Origin of the sequence: Perspicuibacillus lycopersici, assembly GCF_025660475.1 — a bacterium.
Classification (GTDB): Bacteria; Bacillota; Bacilli; order Bacillales; family Caldibacillaceae; genus Perspicuibacillus; species Perspicuibacillus lycopersici.
Genome location: NZ_JAOUSF010000001.1, coordinates 787,480 through 804,330, shown reverse-complemented (window position 1 = coordinate 804,330; position 16,851 = coordinate 787,480). Strand labels below are relative to the sequence as shown.

Below are 16,851 nucleotides of genomic sequence, written 5' to 3'. Positions count from 1 at the left end.
GAACATGCGTCGATATTTAAAAGTCTTCCTATGTGCATATATTTTATTTCTTTTTCCCTTTTCAAAGGATGCATCGGCAGCTGCCCCATATTTGACTGGAACACTTTCAGCAGATGGGTATTTAATTGAAACCCAAACAGCGTACGAACCACTGGGAAACTTATTCCCATATACTGAGATCGTTAACCCTGAAGATATTTTTATTGATAATAATGGTTCGATATATGTAGTGGATTCTGGTGCAAAGAGGGTATTAGTTTCAAAGGAAAATGGTGCCAAAAGTTATGTAATAGGTGAAGGTATTTTAGGTTTGCCTACCGGTGTTTTTGTTGATAGGCAAGGAGATATTTATGTAGCTGATTATGAAAAAGAAAAGGTATTCCGCTTTTCGAATACTGGTGAGTTGAAACAGGAGTTTGGAAAGCCAGATTCACCTTTATTTGGAAGTAAGTCTCCCTATAAGCCACAGAAGGTAACGGTGGATTTGCGAGGGAATGTTTATATTATTGGTGAAGGCTCCACCAATGGGATTATCCAGCTAAGCAATAAAGGAGAGTTTTTAGGATATTTTGGTGTCAATCGTACAGAGGTATCCTTTGTTTCTGCTATAAGAGATATGTTTGCATCAGAGGAGCAAAAATCAAGATTATTTATGAAAACTCCACCAGCTCCAAATAATATTTCTATTGATGATCGTGGATTAATTTATACAATTACGGCGGGTACAACAAATGAGGTTGTTAAAAAGCTGAATGTTGCTGGTCAAAATATGTTGCCACCATATATAACTGATTTTTCCAATTTAGTAGACATTACGGTTGATAAAGATGGAAACATATTTGTCCTTAATACAGATGGGCTTGTTATTGAATTTGATAGTTACGGAGATTTGTTATTTGTTTTTGGAGGGAAGGATGACGGCACTAATAGACAAGGTCTTTTTAAACAACCGAGTGGTATTGCTGTGGATGATACAGGTATTCTTTTTATTACCGATAAAGAGCTAGGGATGGTTCAAGTTTTTGAACCAACAGAGTTCTCAAAAATTATTCATAGTGGGATTGCATTGTATAAAGAAGGCTTATATGTCGAAAGCCAAAAGTATTGGGAATCTGTTATTGATTTGAATTCTTCCTTTGGGTTAGCCCACACGGCGATGGGGAAATCATTTTATAAGCAACAAGATTATGAAAAAGCATTAGAAGAATATAGGCTGGCAAAGGACGTGGAAGGGTATAGCGATGCTTTTTGGGAAGTTCGTTATACATGGATGCAGGATCATTTAGAAATTATTTTCTATTATGCACTCGGCATACTCGCACTTTACTTTATTTTAAAATGGCTAGATAAGAAGTTTTCTATCTTTCATGGAGTTCGTCGTTCATTCAAACGATTATCAGCTTATAAACTAGTTAGTGATTTGCTGTTTATGTTTCGATTTTTGAAGCATCCCATTGATAGCTTCTATGATTTAAAACGAAAAGGAAGGGGATCCATTCTTTCGGCAACCATTCTATATTTTGTTCTTTTCGTTTTCTATTTAATTTTCCGTTTTCAAACAGGCTTTATCTTTTCAACGAATCGTAGTGGGGAAGCTAATCTGTTGATGGAATTCTCGATTATTTTTATACCAATTGTATCGTTTATTATTGTCAACTATTTAGTAAGTACCATTAATGACGGAGAAGGTAAATTCCGAGATATTTATATCGGTACAGCTTATTCACTAGTACCTTATCTTTCTTTTGTTTTACCAGTAACACTTATATCGAATTTCTTAACATTAAATGAAGCATTTGTTTATAGTTTTTCGATGACAATTATTTATGCATGGTGTGCTGTTATTTTGTTCATCATGATTAAAGAGATTCATAATTTTACTTTCTCAGAGACATTGAAAAACATTTTCATAACGCTGTTTGGTATTACGATTTTATTATTGGTAGTGGTCATAATATTCGTGTTAATAGATCAAGTGTATGACTTTATCTATTCCATCATAAAGGAGGTTTTACTGCGTGTATAAAAAAATGATGGTTGCAGTAATCCTTTTCATTCTCCCTGTTAGTCTCATTACACATTATGTTTTAGGTGCAAACTCGAACGGTGCAGAGAAGGAAGAAGTAAATTCGCATCAATCGGCATTACGTTACACATCTGCTCAGTTTACACAGCCTGAACCTGCACTTAAAGAGATAAATCAAGCTGTATCATTAGAGGGGTTTACAAAAGCGGCTGAAAGCGACGAAATGGTTTTATATGTAGATGAAGATTCGTTAGCGATTAAGCTGGAAAATAAAACAACTGGTTACGTATGGAGTTCAGGAATAGATAATCCCGATAATTATCGATTAAATAATACTTGGGAACAAATTGTACAATCTGCTATAACGATAGATTATACAGATCGGCAAGGAAAGCTAAAGACCGAAAGTATTTTAACAAATGATTCAACTCCTGAAATTGAATTTACGGATAATGGTTTTACAGCAGATATATTTCTATTCCAAGCAAAGCTTGAATTTCAGTTAAAGGTGGAGCTGGATGGAAATGAGTTAGTTGTTTCCATACCATACGAAAGTATAAAAGAAGACAAATATAATAGGCTTGTCTCCATGCAAGTATATCCATTTTTAGGTGCTGCACATCAAGATGATATACAAGGATATATGTTTATTCCAGATGGTAGCGGGGCATTAATTCGTTTTGAGAAAAGTAAACAGTATTCTGTAAGTCCATTTATCGGCTCCATTTATGGCATTGATGAAGGGGTTGAATCAAAAATTTACTCGGATAGTTATGTATTACCAGCGGAGCAAGTAAAATTGCCAGTGTTTGGAACAGTACATGGTACAGAACAAAATGGATTTATTGGCATAGTAGAAGATGGAGATTTATATGGGGATATTGTTGCATACCCAGCAGGAGCTACGACAGACTTCAATCGAGTATCCAGTCAATTCCGTTACCGAAATGATTATTTTCAACCAACAAGTAAAGATAAGAGTGGCATTTATGTTTACCAAAAAGATATGAATCCGGTCAATGTGAAGCTCCGTTATGTATTTTTAAGTAATGAAGAAGCGGATTATATCGGTATGGCGAAAAAATATCAGCAATTTTTAGTAGATAGCGGACAATTGGAGCAGCAAGAAGATAAAGTAGATGTTCGTTTAGAATTTTTAGGTGGAGAGAAGAAAGAAGGGCTATTATGGGATTCCGTTCTTTCGATGACACCAATTTCTGAGATTCCTAGTTTTGTTAATCAATTAAAGGCACAAGGTGTCGACAATCTTTCTGTTGTTTATAAGGGATGGTCAAAAGGCGGATTAACTGGTAGCCTACCGGATAAGTTCCCATTTGAAAAGTCATTAGGGAATAAGGATGATGTATTGAATACCATTGTTGCATTGAAACATGAAGAAGTACCGATCTACTTTTCCACTGATTATACAACTGCTTTTGATGGAGCAAGTGGATTTTCTAATAAAGATATTGCAAAACGGATAAATTCTGAAACTATTGCAGGAAGAGTAAATGGAGTTTCTTCTTATTATTTATCACCAAATCAATCGTTACAAATCGCCGATGATGATGTTCCACAATATCAGAAATACGGAATTGAATATTTAGCGATTGAAACAAGTGGGAATGTATTATTTTCGGATTACAAGGATTCTGAGGTGCTAACGAGAGAAGGAACAAAAGCGATCTATCATGACTTGTTTGAGAAACTACAAAAAAATGTTGGGCGTACTGCCTTATATGAACCAAATGTATACGCCTGGAAGGATGCAGATAAATTTTTTGATATTCCTATGTATTCCTCAAATTATATGTATGAAACAGATACGGTACCATTTTTACAAATTGTATTAAAGGGGTATTTACCATATTACGCTCCGTATTCCAATTTTAATTCCAATCCTGAGGATGGATTGCTTCGAATGGTGGAATATGGCGCATATCCTTCTTTCTTATTAACGAAGGAACCTTCCCATCTATTAGCAGATACAAGCTCGAGTGATGTTTATACTTCTGAATTTGATATATGGAAAGAGGATATTATCAATCAATATGCATCAGTAAAAAATGCACTAGAATCAGTGGAAGGTGCAACTATCGTGGATAGAAAAATACTAGAAGCAGGAATTGTAGAGGTCCTATACTCGAATGGGAAGTCGATTATTGTGAATTATAACAACGAAGAATATGTATACAACGAAGTACATGTACCAGAAAAAAGCTATGTAGTAGTGGATAGGGAGGGATAGTAGTGAAAAAACTCAGTAAGCTAAGCACGAAAAATAGTTTAATCGGGTTATTATTTGTATCACCATGGATTATTGGTTTTCTGATTTTTACTGCTTTTCCTCTTTTCTATTCATTGTTTTTAAGTTTTCAAAAGGTAAAAATAACAACCGGCGGAATTCAAACAACATTTACTAGCTTTGAGAATTATCGTTACGCCTTTGGGGTGGATGTTGTTTTTGTAGATTATATTTTTCAATATTTAGAGCAGCTATTAGTTTCAGTCCCAATTATTATTGTTATCTCGATCATTATTGCGTTGCTTCTAAATAAAAAAGTAAGATTCCGCGGGTTTTTCCGTACGATATTCTTCCTGCCAGTTATAATTTCTAGCGGTCCCGTTATAAAGGAATTAATTGATCAAGGGGTAACAACGATTCCAGCATTATCACAAATCGAAAGTGTGCTTAGTCAAAGTGGAGATGGCTTTATTATCGGACTTCTACTCTACTTAATTGATAATCTGATAGTTATTCTTTGGTTCTCGGGTGTGCAAATATTAATATTTTTAGCTGCTTTACAAAAAATGGATCCACAAATATATGAAGCAGCCAAAGTTGATGGGGCATCCACTTGGGAATCCTTCTGGAAGATTACACTTCCAAGCCTTGTTCCGATGATTATTGTTAATGTCGTTTATACGATAGTCAATCTCTCCGTATTTTCATTGAATACAGTCATTGGCCATATTCAAAGTAATATGTTTAAAGTCGATACCGGCTTTGGATATGCTTCTGCACTAGCATGGATCTACTTTTTAATTATTACCGTCGTCCTTGCTATCGTTGTTGGAGCGATGACATTGAAAAGAAGGAAAAAGCATGCATATTAAGGAGGGACCCAAGTGCAAAACTTTGCTGGAAAAATAGTAGAAAGTGATGCTTATAAGAAGATTAAAAAAATCTTGTTTGGTATGAATGAGAAGGATGGCTTACTTTTAAAGATTTTAGTTTATATTCTATTAATAGGAATTGGCTATGTCTTTTTATATCCAATCCTACGCATGGTAGTGGAAAGCTTCAAAAGCTTGGATGATATATTAAATCCATTGGTAAATTGGATTCCAACCCAGTTATATTTGGATAATTATTCGAAGGCGAACGATGTTTTGAATTTTTTCCCAACCTTGTTGGAAACACTGTATGTTACTGTACTCCCATCTATAGCCCAGACAGCAGTTGCTGCAGTTGTCGGTTATGGTTTGGCAAGATTTACGTTTCCTGGAAAAAAGATAGTTTTTGCACTTGCATTAATGACATTTATCATACCACCGCAAGTAACATTAATTCCGAAATATATCTTTTTTAGTGATTTAAACTTATTAGGTAGCTTAAATGCCTTTACGTTGCCTGCAATTAGTGGACAAGGTTTAAATAGTGCGATATTCATTTTAATATTTTATCAATTTTTCCGAATGGTTCCGAAGTCATTAGAAGAAGCAGCACAGCTGGATGGTGCGGGACATTTTCGAATCTTCTTTACCATCGCAATTCCGATGGCAGTGCCTGCTTTTATTATCTCATTCTTGTTCTCATTTGTTTGGTACTGGAATGAAACATATTTAGCATCACTATACTTTGGGAATGAGTTGACTACATTACCTTTATCGCTTCAACAATTTGTTGCAACCTATACACAGATGTTCGCAACCGGAGCTGAAGCAGATGTAAATAAAATAAATGAGGGTATTCGGATGGCAGGAACATTATTATCGATCCTCCCATTATTAGTTGTTTATTTCTTAACGCAAAAATGGTTCGTAGAAGGTGTCGATCGTTCAGGTATTACAGGGGAATAATAGAATAGGAGGAATAACGATGGCGAAAACGAAAGTGTTGGATTTAGAAGCAAAAGGATGTTTTGATTTTTTCTGGAATGAGGCTAATTCTGATAGCAATTCACCTGGATATGGGTTGATTTTAGATCAATCAGGAAATAAAAAAGTTGCCAGTAGTGCATCTGTTGGCTTTGGTTTAGCTGCCATTGTCATTGGTATTGAAAGAAACTGGATAACTTATGACGAAGGGTATGTGCGTGCAAAAGGAACATTAGAAACTTGCTTAAACAATGTGGAACATGATAGTGGCTTTTTATATCATTTTTTAAATATCCAAACGGCTAAAAAAAATGAAACTTTCTATGATTGTGCATCCATTATTGATACAACCTTATTTATTAATGGTGCAATTGTAGCAGCTGAATATTTTGGTGGAGAAATTAAAGAGCTTGTCGACCAATTGTACACCCGAATGGATTGGACAGTATACTATGACAAGGATGTTAATCAATATTACATGGGATATACAAAGGAACGTGGGGGTTTTGGCCATTGGGATACGTACGCAGAGCAAATGACACAATATGTACTAGGTGTGGCATCACCTACCCATCCCGTGCCAGTTAAAATATATGAAGGCTTTGAGCGAAAAGTTGGTTCCTACGGTCCATATGAATTTATTAACTCACCAGGTGGTGCTTTATTCGTTCATCAATTCTCTCATGCCTTTATTGATTTTCGTAATTTACTAGATAGTGATGGAATCGATTGGTTTGCTAATTCGGTTAAAGCATCACTCGCAAATCGCCAGTATTGCATTGACAATCCAAATGGTTTAAAAACGTACCATGAAAATTCATGGGGACTAACAGCCTGTGCATCACCAAATGGTTACATCGTACCAGGTGGACCACCATTTTATCCAAATGTAACGCCACCAAATGAGGGAACAGTTCCCCCAGCAGGTGCAGCCGGCTCCATCGTATTTACGCCAGAAGAATCAATCGCTGCTTTAAATTATTTCTATGAAAACCATCCGCAGTTATGGGGAGAATACGGTTTTCAAGACGCCTACAATTTAGATGTAGAACCAGAATGGTATGCAAATCACGTTATTGGTATTGATAAAGGAATTACTTTACTAATGATTGAAAACTATCAATCTGGATTGATTTGGGATTTATATATGAAAAATAAATATGTGAAAAAAGGTATTGAACTTCTAAACTGGAAAGAAAAATAAAAGCGTAAAGATTGGAGCTTGAAAAACATGATTGAAATTAAAAATAAACAAATTTTAATAGATGGTAAGCCTCAATTAATTATGTGTGGAGAAATTCATTATTACCGTTTGGATCGGGAAGACTGGCAGGACCGAATTGATAAATTAAAAATGGCAGGATGCAATGCAGTTGCATCCTATGTGCCGTGGTTACTTCATGAACCAACCGAAGGTGAAATTGATTTACATGGGAACACTCGTCCGGAGTTAGATCTAGAAGCGTTTATCGATTTATGCAATGAAAATGGACTATACTTCTTTTTACGACCTGGCCCCTTCATTATGGCAGAAATGAAAAATGAAGGATTACCATATTGGATTTATAAAAAACATCCGGAAATCGTGCCAGTTGGCTGGGACGAAAATCCTGCGACAACACCAACAGTGGATTATTTACATCCTGGATATTTACAGGATGTAAAAAAATGGTATAAGGCAATTATGGAAATGGTTGCTCCGAAGGTTTATCCGAAAGGGAATGTGATAGCCGTTCAATTAGATAATGAAATCGGGATGCTATCTTGGGTAAGTAATACGCCAGATTTAACCGATGTTACATTAGAAGATTTTTCAAAATGGCTACAAGAAAAATACGAAACGGCAGAGTTGCAAAGACGTTATCCGATTGACTTCGATAATAAAGAAGCAAGAGATAAAGCGTTGCGGTCTCCTAGTGAAGAATATTCTTTATTTCTACTAAAAGATTTGGGCTACTATATGCGATATCGTTTCGCGAAGTATGTTGCGGAATTACGTAAGTATTCTGAAGCATACGGTGTTGGAGATATCCCATTTGTCATAAATATTCACGGTACATCTGCTGGTAGAGGCTTCACGTTCCCTATCGGAATCAGTCAATTATACGAAAGTTACACACAAGAAGAAGGCTATTTATCAGGCTCTGATATTTACTTTGGGGATCTAACAGTTACCGATTTCCAAGATTATTATATTATTAATGGTTTCATGGATGCGGTACATCCCCCTGATCAACCATTAACCTCAGTAGAATTCAACTGTGGAGACGGTAATTTTGGAGATAATCTTGGTGGCAGAATCGATCCATCTGCTGCTGATTTTCGAACGAGAATGGCTATTGCCCAAGGAAATCGTCTGTTAAATTACTATTTATTTGCTGGTGGAAGAAATTATCGTTTTGATGAGCTAGTTCATGATGGAAATGATCGGATTGCAATTACTGGCGAACATCATGGCTTCGCAGCACCAGTGGGGCCAACAGGGAAGTTAAATTATACATTCCCTCGAATGGCTCGCTCCATACAAACAATGATGGCAGTTGCGGATAAACTAGCGGCAATGAACGAAGAAAGAGATGATGTAGCATTCGCATTTATTCCTGATTACTATATGACCGAATATCGCTATCCTCATAGCAAAAAAATGCGTGAAATTCTTGCAAATATCGAGGCAAATCGTGGAGCTGGTGCATGGGAAAGCGTTGGACGTGCACTTTTACTACTAGGTTATCGCTTTACAGCACTAGATATTCAAAACAAGCAATTTACAAAAGAAAATGCGGCTGTATTAGTAGTACCATCTGCTAAGTATTTGGATCAAACAATTCAATCGAAATTAGTTCAATATATGAATGAAGGTGGAACAATCATATTGTACGGAGAAGTTCCACAATTCGATATGGAAGGTAATCCATGTACTATTTTAGCCGAAGCATTAGGAATTGAAGAAATGACCGAACGCTACGATGTTGACCGCTATTGGTTGTCAGTATATACTTCAGGATGGGTGGAAGCTAGACCAGAAAAACGGACCCATTTTGCCCAAGCATTAAAAGCTCCAAATGCCTACGCACTCATAAAGGTTTATGGGACGGGTGAGGTTTGTGGACTTGATGCAACCGTGGGGAATGGAAGAGCAATCGTCCTTGCTGCAGCATATCCATGTGATCTTGATTTCTATCGTTCAATTTTTAAAGAAATTGGCTTAACGGCAGGACTTACACATGATTGTCCGGAACACGGCATCTTTAGTACGGCATCTGTTAATTCGAAAGGTGAAAAATTTATTCATCTTTTAAATCTAGATGGTTTTGATAAGACATTTAGAATTTACAGTAATGGTGAAACTTTATTAGATGGTAAGGAATTCCTTCTACAAAGTAAGGATGGGGTTATGCTACCAATCAATGTTCAGCTTAAAGATTGTAAGGTTGTTTATTCAACTGCAGAAATCACGAAGGTTTCGGACTCAGCTATAGCATTTCGATTAACACAGGCTGAGGATGTTATTCTTTTAAGAACAGAGAAGGGCGTAGCTACAAGTGATGACTATCGAGTAGAAAAACAAGGTGTGTTAACCTATATTTATTCCAATAAACATGGAAAAGTCGATTCCGAGCTAGTAGTATGTTTTAACTAATAATAAATTTACCACCTATAATGAATCTTTCAAAAGATTATGATAGGTGGTATTTTTTATGTGAGGCTATTTTTTATGTGGTCCTTGAACGGAATTTCCCTCTATTAACGATACTTCAATCGTTTGTGGTTCGGATTTTTCATTATGAATAAGTTTTAATATTTGTTCTCCAGCTCTTGAACCCCATTCCTCCTTGGAATAGTGAATTGATGCGAGTCTAGGACGCAAAAACTGGGAAAGTTCGATATTATCGAAGCCGATAATATGAAAATGTTCTCCTACATGGAATTCCGTTGTTTCTAAGTATTGGTACATACCAATTGCCATTTCATCATTTAAGCAAAAAACTGCTACTGGTGTTGTATATTGCTCCACTAATAGCTTGGCAATTTTTGCCCCTGATTGTTTATCGAAATCTCCCTGATACGTAGAAAATTGGAGATTTGGGTATTGCTGGATTATTTTATTTACAGCTTTCATCCGTTCAATAGAATCATAGGAATTATTTGGTCCAGATACGATGGCAATATTTTGATGGCCTTTTTCAATTAAATAATGTAGTGCGATTTCTGCACCAGTCTGATTATCTAATAATACCCGTTCAATATTGGAATGCTCTAGTATCCGGTCCAATACGACTAGCTTATGTCCACGTTCTGCATAGTTAACAATTTCATCATCTAGAAAATTTGCATCTAGAATGATTGCACCATCGATTATACCTTCTGGTAAAAAGCGATGGGATTCCTTTCCTGTACTAACTACAAGATCATAGCCTGCTTCATTTAATTTTTTCCGAAGTCCAGTCAAAAGCTGTCCGAAAAATTGACCACTATAATCAGTAAAAAATGCACCAATGATATTCGTATTTCGTTTTTTTAATGTTCTTGCTGCTGCATTCGGAACATAATTTAGCTCTTTCGCGATTCTTAATACCCTTGCTTTTGTTTCCTCTGTTATTTTCGTACTGCCATTTAAAGCGTATGAAACCGTTGAAATCGAAACATCCGCCTTTTTCGCAATATCTTTAATACTTACCATCCCGTTCGCTCCGTTTCAATAGATTAACTATATATATTTTACAAAACTTATTTGCATTTCACCAATGGTAATACTTAAAAATGGAAATAAAGTAAATTAAATAGGCAGCAGATAAATTATCTGCTGCCAAACGTCCTTTTATAGAGAAATTTCTATTATATTTCTATCATTGTTTAATTTTGTATGAAGAACTTCCTCGTCTATTACAAATCCACCATTACGGTATATGTTATCCAATTGTTCAAAAGGTACGGATTCATTATTTATAACGATGGCTTGTTCATTATTTTGAAGATTATATATGAATGTTACTGGTTTTCCATTTACTTCAAAATGGAAATGTAGTCCATCAAATTGCTTCGGAAGAACAGGATCAATAACTAAATTCCCACGTAAAATTCGAATACCTAACACATTAGAAATTAATTGGTTCATATAAATTCCTGGTCCGCTTGAGTAAATTCTCCAGCCTGCTTTTACAGGTACATCACCAGTCCGAAGTTTATCAAAGTTTTCTTGTGCTTCGTATCTAGTATTAAACTTGCCATCAGAACTACTGAAATAGCTATTGCTTTGGCGGTAATCCGCATTTGCAACTGCTTGCTTAATATTTACTGGATTGATAACTTCTAGACCTCTCCATGCCTCATCAGATTTTCCAAGCTTTGCCATTGCCTCAATAAAGCGAATATGGGCGTGAACATATTGTAAGCCAATTTCCCGACCAAAGTTAGAGGCTTGCTCGGCCCGTTTAAAATGCTTGCTCACACCACCAGTGTAAGTGGAGGGACGGTTCATTAGGCGAACACCGTCTGGATGGTATAAGTTTTCTTTTATAATTTCGTAATGTGCTTCTGCTTGTTCGAGGTCAAATAACTCACTTATAATGCTTTGTTGCATTGGTAATAGACGGTATTGTATACCTGTTTTTGTATCTTCCGGATGAAGCATTTTTTCTGGTTGATTAGGTGATTCCATATATAAGAAGCCAGGGACAATATCTGAATGATTAGGCATCATATATTTATGGAAATCTGCTTTAATCCCTTTTGCCATTGCATGTAATTGCGTAGCTTCCTGTTCCTCAAATTTTTCAAGGGCAAGAGCGTATTGGCTAATAGATTGGTAGGTAAGAGCAATTGTCCAGCTGCTCGCCATAAACTGTTTTAATTGAGCATCCGCAGGCTGTAATGTATCATCCCAATCTCCGTCTCCATAAGAAGATAAATACGTATCATGTAAGAAATGATTTTGAATATATTCGATTTCTTTTTTTACATGATCAAAAATGGTTGCAGTTGTTTCTGTTGACTTTGCAGTTGAACGATCGATATATGGGACTTCTTCCTTCAAAATACTATAGTCTTTTGTTTGTAATAAATAATCACTTAATACTTTTAATGGCCAAACAATGATATCTCCATGACTTTCGCCAGCACGAATATGTTGATATTTATCAAACATGAACCATTGTGGCCAGTTACCATCGTCTGCATATTGGTTAGCATATACGGTTTTTAAAACCTCTTTTACGACAGTAAATTTTTGCGTTGCCATAAAGTATTCCACTGGTCCTTGACAAACGTCGCGAGTACCCCAGGCAGCTCCTCCATATTGCTCTAAACCATGGGGAACCGAATAGTGAACCAACATATTATGTGTATACCACCAGGCTAGCGTATTGAATTTTTCTATTGATTCCGGTGTGGAATCTCCTAAGGAAAGTTGAAAACGATTCATCGTCTCTGCGAAAAACAGTCGATAGCGTTCAATCTCATCCTGCTCATTTTTATAGGTGATTGCATCAAAGCTTCCATTTAATGAACCTTGAATAATCATATTCCAATCAGCTGTTTCCCGCACCTCAAATAGTGCGATAGATGCAGCATTCGGCTCATTATTTTCGGTTAGTAGTCGTTCGTCAGCAATGTGAACCTCTGAACCTGAAATTTGTACACGGTATGCAAGATCAGGATAAATATGTTTGTTATCAGAGCCTTCGCTAGATGTAAACAGGAAGGTACCATTGCTTTCTTCTACGACAAAAGGAGTATGGTACTCATTTCCGTTCATCGTTACTTGATTTGTAACTAAATAATTATATGCTTTTCCACTTAATGCCTGCACATGTAATTGGACTTCTCGTGAATCTAAAGTTGTGAAATTCGTGATAACAAATGTTTCATTTTCTGTTTTATAATACCAACGAGCATAGTTAAAGCCAATTTCAAATAAGGAAGGCATTGTAAATAAATGATAGCTTCCGTCGATATTTACATATAATCGTTGACCAGATGTTTTTAGGACATTTAGAGCATTTCTTGTATTGGAAATAAATTTATTCATCGATGTGTTGCCAATAACAAGCTGTGAGTTGAAAACACCATACATATACGAAGTAGTTGTAATTACTTCTTCGATAGTTTCCACATTGTTACCACTCATTAATATATGACCATGTGGACGTTCTACTAAAAGTTCTTTTTCCTTTAATACGATATGCTCACGAGTTGGGGTAAAGAATGCAAGCAGTTGGTCGCCATCATATTCTTCATGAAGCTTTGTCGGATATAGCTTATTAATTTCTTCTTTTGATAGAGAAACGGTTTTTAGTGGTTCTCCAATAGTAGCAGAAATTTGTACTTTTTCTACGGGAACAAAGTCAGTAGCTTCCATTTCCTTTATTTCATTCCAAGCAGCTAATACTTCATTTTCAAATTCCAGCTCATAAATTGCATCCGGATGGTTTTCTTTAAATAGACCATAAAAAACAAATTGGTCTTCACTTGAAAGCTCAACCTTTTCAGATTGTAATGCCGTATAGGCAAATTCGTATTGGTAAATTTCATTTGCAAGCATATCTGCTTTTAATGCTTCTGGTTGGTTCGTTTCCTTATAGGACTTGCCAAAAAATTGGAATCCATCCGTAGAATAGCCAATAGCTTTCGTTAATGATCCTTGCTGTAAATATGGGAATCCAGTCGATGCAGGTTGATTTTGCCGAGAGCATACAACATATCCATTATTACTGCTGGCAAAAACTTTATGGTCAATATATTGGGATACATATGCTTCATTACTTCTTACTGCTCCCATGTCAGCAAGACCTAAATCCTGTCCATAGATGATGTCTATCTTTTTATTGGAACCTTTTACTTTCACATCCCAAAACCATACGTGTTTGTGTAAAGTAAAGATAATCGTATAGGAGATATCTTGAACTGTACCTTCCCAGCGCACTTGAGAACCTGCGGTGGAAAAAAGACTAGCTGATTTTATCCCTAATAAAGGATAGGATGTAATGCCATCATTATCATGAATACGCAAAAATAAGTTATTAAAAGATCCATCGAAAGGATTGGATATCATTTGATTAATCATTAGGTGATTATATCCGATCATTTTGATATCTCCACTATTTAAAAACGAAAATTGGAGCTCGCCAGAACGAACGGTATAGGTATCTTTCCTAGTTGTCATTATAAAACCTCCATATGTGTATTAAACAAGTGTAAATGTAAAGGCAACTACATCGCTGCTATTTGGTCCTACATAAACTTCGAATAATCCATTATCACTCTTGAATTCTAGATTTCTATGATAGTAACGTAATTGTTCCTCAGTAATCGTGAAGGAAACCGTTTTTGTTTGATTAGCTTCCAGGGCTACCTTTTGGAATGCTTTTAGTTCTTTTAATGGACGGACAACTTCACCAGTAATATCGCGAATATATAGTTGAACGATTTCTTCTCCTGCACGAGCACCTGTATTCCTCACTTGAACAGTTACTGTTATTGGATTATCGGCAGAAAGTGTATTATTAGAAATATAGTGCTTACTGTATTCGAAAGTTGTATAGCTTAAGCCAAATCCGAATGGGAATATTGGCTCGTTCGGGATGTCGATATATTTCGATACATAACGATTATCAGGATCATCTTTCGAAAATGGTCGGCCAGTATTATAGCAATTATAGTAAACAGGAACTTGCCCAACCGAATATGGGAATGACATCGTTAGTTTTCCAGATGGATTAGCATCACCGAATAACAGATCTGCAATAGCTGCTCCGCCCTCTGTACCAGGGTACCAAGCTTCTAATATTGCGTTTGATTGTTCAACAACTCCGTGTAAATCAAGTGGTCGACCATTAAATAATATGGTAACAATTGGTTTATTAAGCTGTTTAAGTTCGTTTAACAATGTAAGCTGTGCTTCTGGAATACGAATGTCCGCTCGACTACCACCTTCACCAGACATATAGGAGCTTTCACCTAAAGCAAGAACGATTACGTCGGCATGTTTAGAAGTTTCCACTGCCTGTTGTAGTTGTTCTTCGGCTATCGTTAATACATCAGAACCTTTGGCTACAAGGAGCTTTTCCTCGGTAACTTTGTTTTGAATTCCCATTTCCACTGTAATTACATCTTCTTTTGCACCGTGCCAAGACCAAGGTCCCATCAGATCACCGCTTTGGGCAAATGGACCAATCAATGCTATTTTTTGGTTGCTATTTAAAGGAAGAATATTTTCGTTTTTTAATAGAACACAAGATTTCGTTGCTAATTCGCGGGCTACCTTTCGATGGGACTCAGATAAGATAACTTCCTTTTCTAACGCTTCACTTGATCCACGATAAGGATCCTCGAACAAGCCGAGTTTATTTTTTAATTCTAAAATTCTTAGAACAGACTCATCTAATAAAGATTCTTCTAATTTTCCTTCTAAAATAAGTGATTTTACATGATGAACATAGCAAGTGGTCATCATTTCAATATCTACCCCAGCACGTAAAGCTTTTATGGCAGCTTCCTTTTCATCTTGCGCGACACCGTGAGGAATTAATTCTTTTACCGCACCCCAGTCTGATATAACTACACCGTTAAATCCCCATTCTTGACGGAGAATATCTCGCATTAAATACTCATTTCCAGAAGGAGGAATTCCATCCACTGTGTTAAACGCTGTCATTACCATTTCACAGCCTTCATCGAGTGCAGCTTTATATGAAGGTAAATATAATTCTCGTAATTGACGCTCAGACATATTTACCGTATTGTAATCACGCCCACCTTCAGGAGCTCCATAGGCAGCAAAGTGTTTCACACAGGCTGCAATATGATTTTTATCATTAGTTAAATCATTCCCTTGGAATCCTCGTACAAATGCGCGTGCATACTCACTATTTAAGTATGGATCTTCACCAGTTGATTCCATTACTCGCCCCCAACGAGGATCACGAACTAAATCCACCATAGGTGCGAACGTAACATGAACACCAGATACTGCACTTTCCTTTGCTGCAATTTCTGCACTTTTTTCTGCTAATTCAAGATCCCAAGAGGATCCGATCGCAAGAGGTACAGGGAAAATCGTTTTAAATCCATGAATGACATCAGCCATAAATAGCAATGGAATTCCTAAACGATTTTCTTTTAAATGTGCTTCCTGTAGATTACGAGTCAGTGTAGCACCAGAAGCGCCAAGTACAGAACCAGTATTAAGTACGACATCCTCAGTTATACCCATTTCTGTTATAGGTCCTGTGATTTCGCCTTCTTCTGAAGCTCCTTTAAAGAAATGCGTTGCCAGCTGTTGAAGCTGGTCTATCTTTTCATCAAGTGTCATTTCTTTTAATAGATTTAGTAATGCTTTTTGCTCCATTGTAAGCCCCCGTTTCCGAATGGTTTCTTTTTGATTTTATCGTTATAGAAACGTTTCAATTTTTGACTAAAAGTTTCCGAATACCGAGAGTATTAGTATTCGGAAGACATTACTTATTAGAAGTTATTTCGTATTACTTTTCTTTTCCGACGATTCTATATAGAGACATTTTTGATGATGCAAATATTATCGCCTGAATTTGTTCCTCGATTGCCGCCGAAGCAATATGTGAAAGCGAGGGTAGCAATCGTTAGTAAAAATCATTATTTTCATTTGGCTCAGCCTTCTTAACGATTAGTATACAAAATCAATTCCCAAGAAAAAAATAATCCAATTGAAACGTTTCACCTGTCCTAATAATAAACTAAATTGTACCCGC

The 16,851-nt window shown here is 36.3% G+C and carries 9 protein-coding genes; 6 read left to right on the top strand and 3 right to left on the bottom strand.

Translation table 11 applies throughout. The features are described 5' to 3' along the window. Window positions 1–4: 4 nt before the first annotated feature. From OEV98_RS03755 to OEV98_RS03730, 6 genes are read left to right on the top strand one after another with little or no spacing between them, the layout of a single operon-like run. The gene (locus OEV98_RS03755; protein ID WP_263071862.1) at window positions 5–2,026 is read left to right on the top strand and encodes a YIP1 family protein; all 2,022 of its coding nucleotides are present in this window, start codon (window positions 5–7) and stop codon (window positions 2,024–2,026) included. Further along, window positions 2,019–4,274 carry a DUF5696 domain-containing protein gene (locus OEV98_RS03750; RefSeq protein ID WP_263071861.1) on the top strand — a complete coding sequence of 752 codons (2,256 nt, stop codon included), beginning with the start codon at window positions 2,019–2,021 and terminating at the stop codon, window positions 4,272–4,274. The genes OEV98_RS03755 and OEV98_RS03750 overlap by 8 nt, the downstream gene beginning before the upstream one ends. A 2-nt stretch (window positions 4,275–4,276) precedes the next feature. After that, window positions 4,277–5,143 (top strand): carbohydrate ABC transporter permease, encoded by an 867-nt coding sequence (locus OEV98_RS03745; protein ID WP_263071860.1) that lies wholly within the window; start codon window positions 4,277–4,279, stop codon window positions 5,141–5,143. A 12-nt stretch (window positions 5,144–5,155) separates the two neighbouring features. Then, window positions 5,156–6,109, top strand: coding sequence for a carbohydrate ABC transporter permease (locus OEV98_RS03740; protein WP_263071859.1), 954 nt, complete (start codon window positions 5,156–5,158; stop codon window positions 6,107–6,109). Between the two features lie 19 nt (window positions 6,110–6,128). Beyond that, on the top strand, window positions 6,129–7,331 hold the full coding sequence (locus OEV98_RS03735; RefSeq protein ID WP_263071858.1) for a glucoamylase family protein: 1,203 nt from the start codon (window positions 6,129–6,131) through the stop codon (window positions 7,329–7,331). Window positions 7,332–7,358: 27 nt separating this feature from the next. Then, window positions 7,359–9,767, top strand: coding sequence for a beta-galactosidase (locus OEV98_RS03730; protein WP_263071857.1), 2,409 nt, complete (start codon window positions 7,359–7,361; stop codon window positions 9,765–9,767). Window positions 9,768–9,833: 66 nt separating this feature from the next. Here OEV98_RS03730 and OEV98_RS03725 read toward each other — a convergent pair whose 3' ends face one another. From OEV98_RS03725 to bglX, 3 genes are all read right to left on the bottom strand, one after another. Continuing rightward, the gene (locus OEV98_RS03725) at window positions 9,834–10,808 is read right to left on the bottom strand and encodes a LacI family DNA-binding transcriptional regulator (RefSeq protein ID WP_263071856.1); all 975 of its coding nucleotides are present in this window, start codon (window positions 10,806–10,808) and stop codon (window positions 9,834–9,836) included. A 138-nt stretch (window positions 10,809–10,946) separates the two neighbouring features. Beyond that, window positions 10,947–14,288 (bottom strand): GH36-type glycosyl hydrolase domain-containing protein, encoded by a 3,342-nt coding sequence (locus OEV98_RS03720; RefSeq protein WP_263071855.1) that lies wholly within the window; start codon window positions 14,286–14,288, stop codon window positions 10,947–10,949. Window positions 14,289–14,309: 21 nt separating this feature from the next. Then, the gene (bglX, locus tag OEV98_RS03715) at window positions 14,310–16,472 is read right to left on the bottom strand and encodes a beta-glucosidase BglX (protein WP_263071854.1); all 2,163 of its coding nucleotides are present in this window, start codon (window positions 16,470–16,472) and stop codon (window positions 14,310–14,312) included. Window positions 16,473–16,851 lie beyond the last annotated feature (379 nt).

What these genes read in the sequence shown, in the direction of transcription:
- OEV98_RS03725 (WP_263071856.1), bottom strand. Translation starts at nt 10,808, where the DNA reads ATGGTAAGTATTAAAGATATTGCGAAAAAGGCGGATGTTTCGATTTCA.
- OEV98_RS03720 (WP_263071855.1), bottom strand. Translation starts at nt 14,288, where the DNA reads ATGACAACTAGGAAAGATACCTATACCGTTCGTTCTGGCGAGCTCCAA.
- OEV98_RS03755 (WP_263071862.1), top strand. Translation starts at nt 5, where the DNA reads ATGCGTCGATATTTAAAAGTCTTCCTATGTGCATATATTTTATTTCTT.
- bglX (WP_263071854.1), bottom strand. Translation starts at nt 16,472, where the DNA reads ATGGAGCAAAAAGCATTACTAAATCTATTAAAAGAAATGACACTTGAT.
- OEV98_RS03735 (WP_263071858.1), top strand. Translation starts at nt 6,129, where the DNA reads ATGGCGAAAACGAAAGTGTTGGATTTAGAAGCAAAAGGATGTTTTGAT.
- OEV98_RS03730 (WP_263071857.1), top strand. Translation starts at nt 7,359, where the DNA reads ATGATTGAAATTAAAAATAAACAAATTTTAATAGATGGTAAGCCTCAA.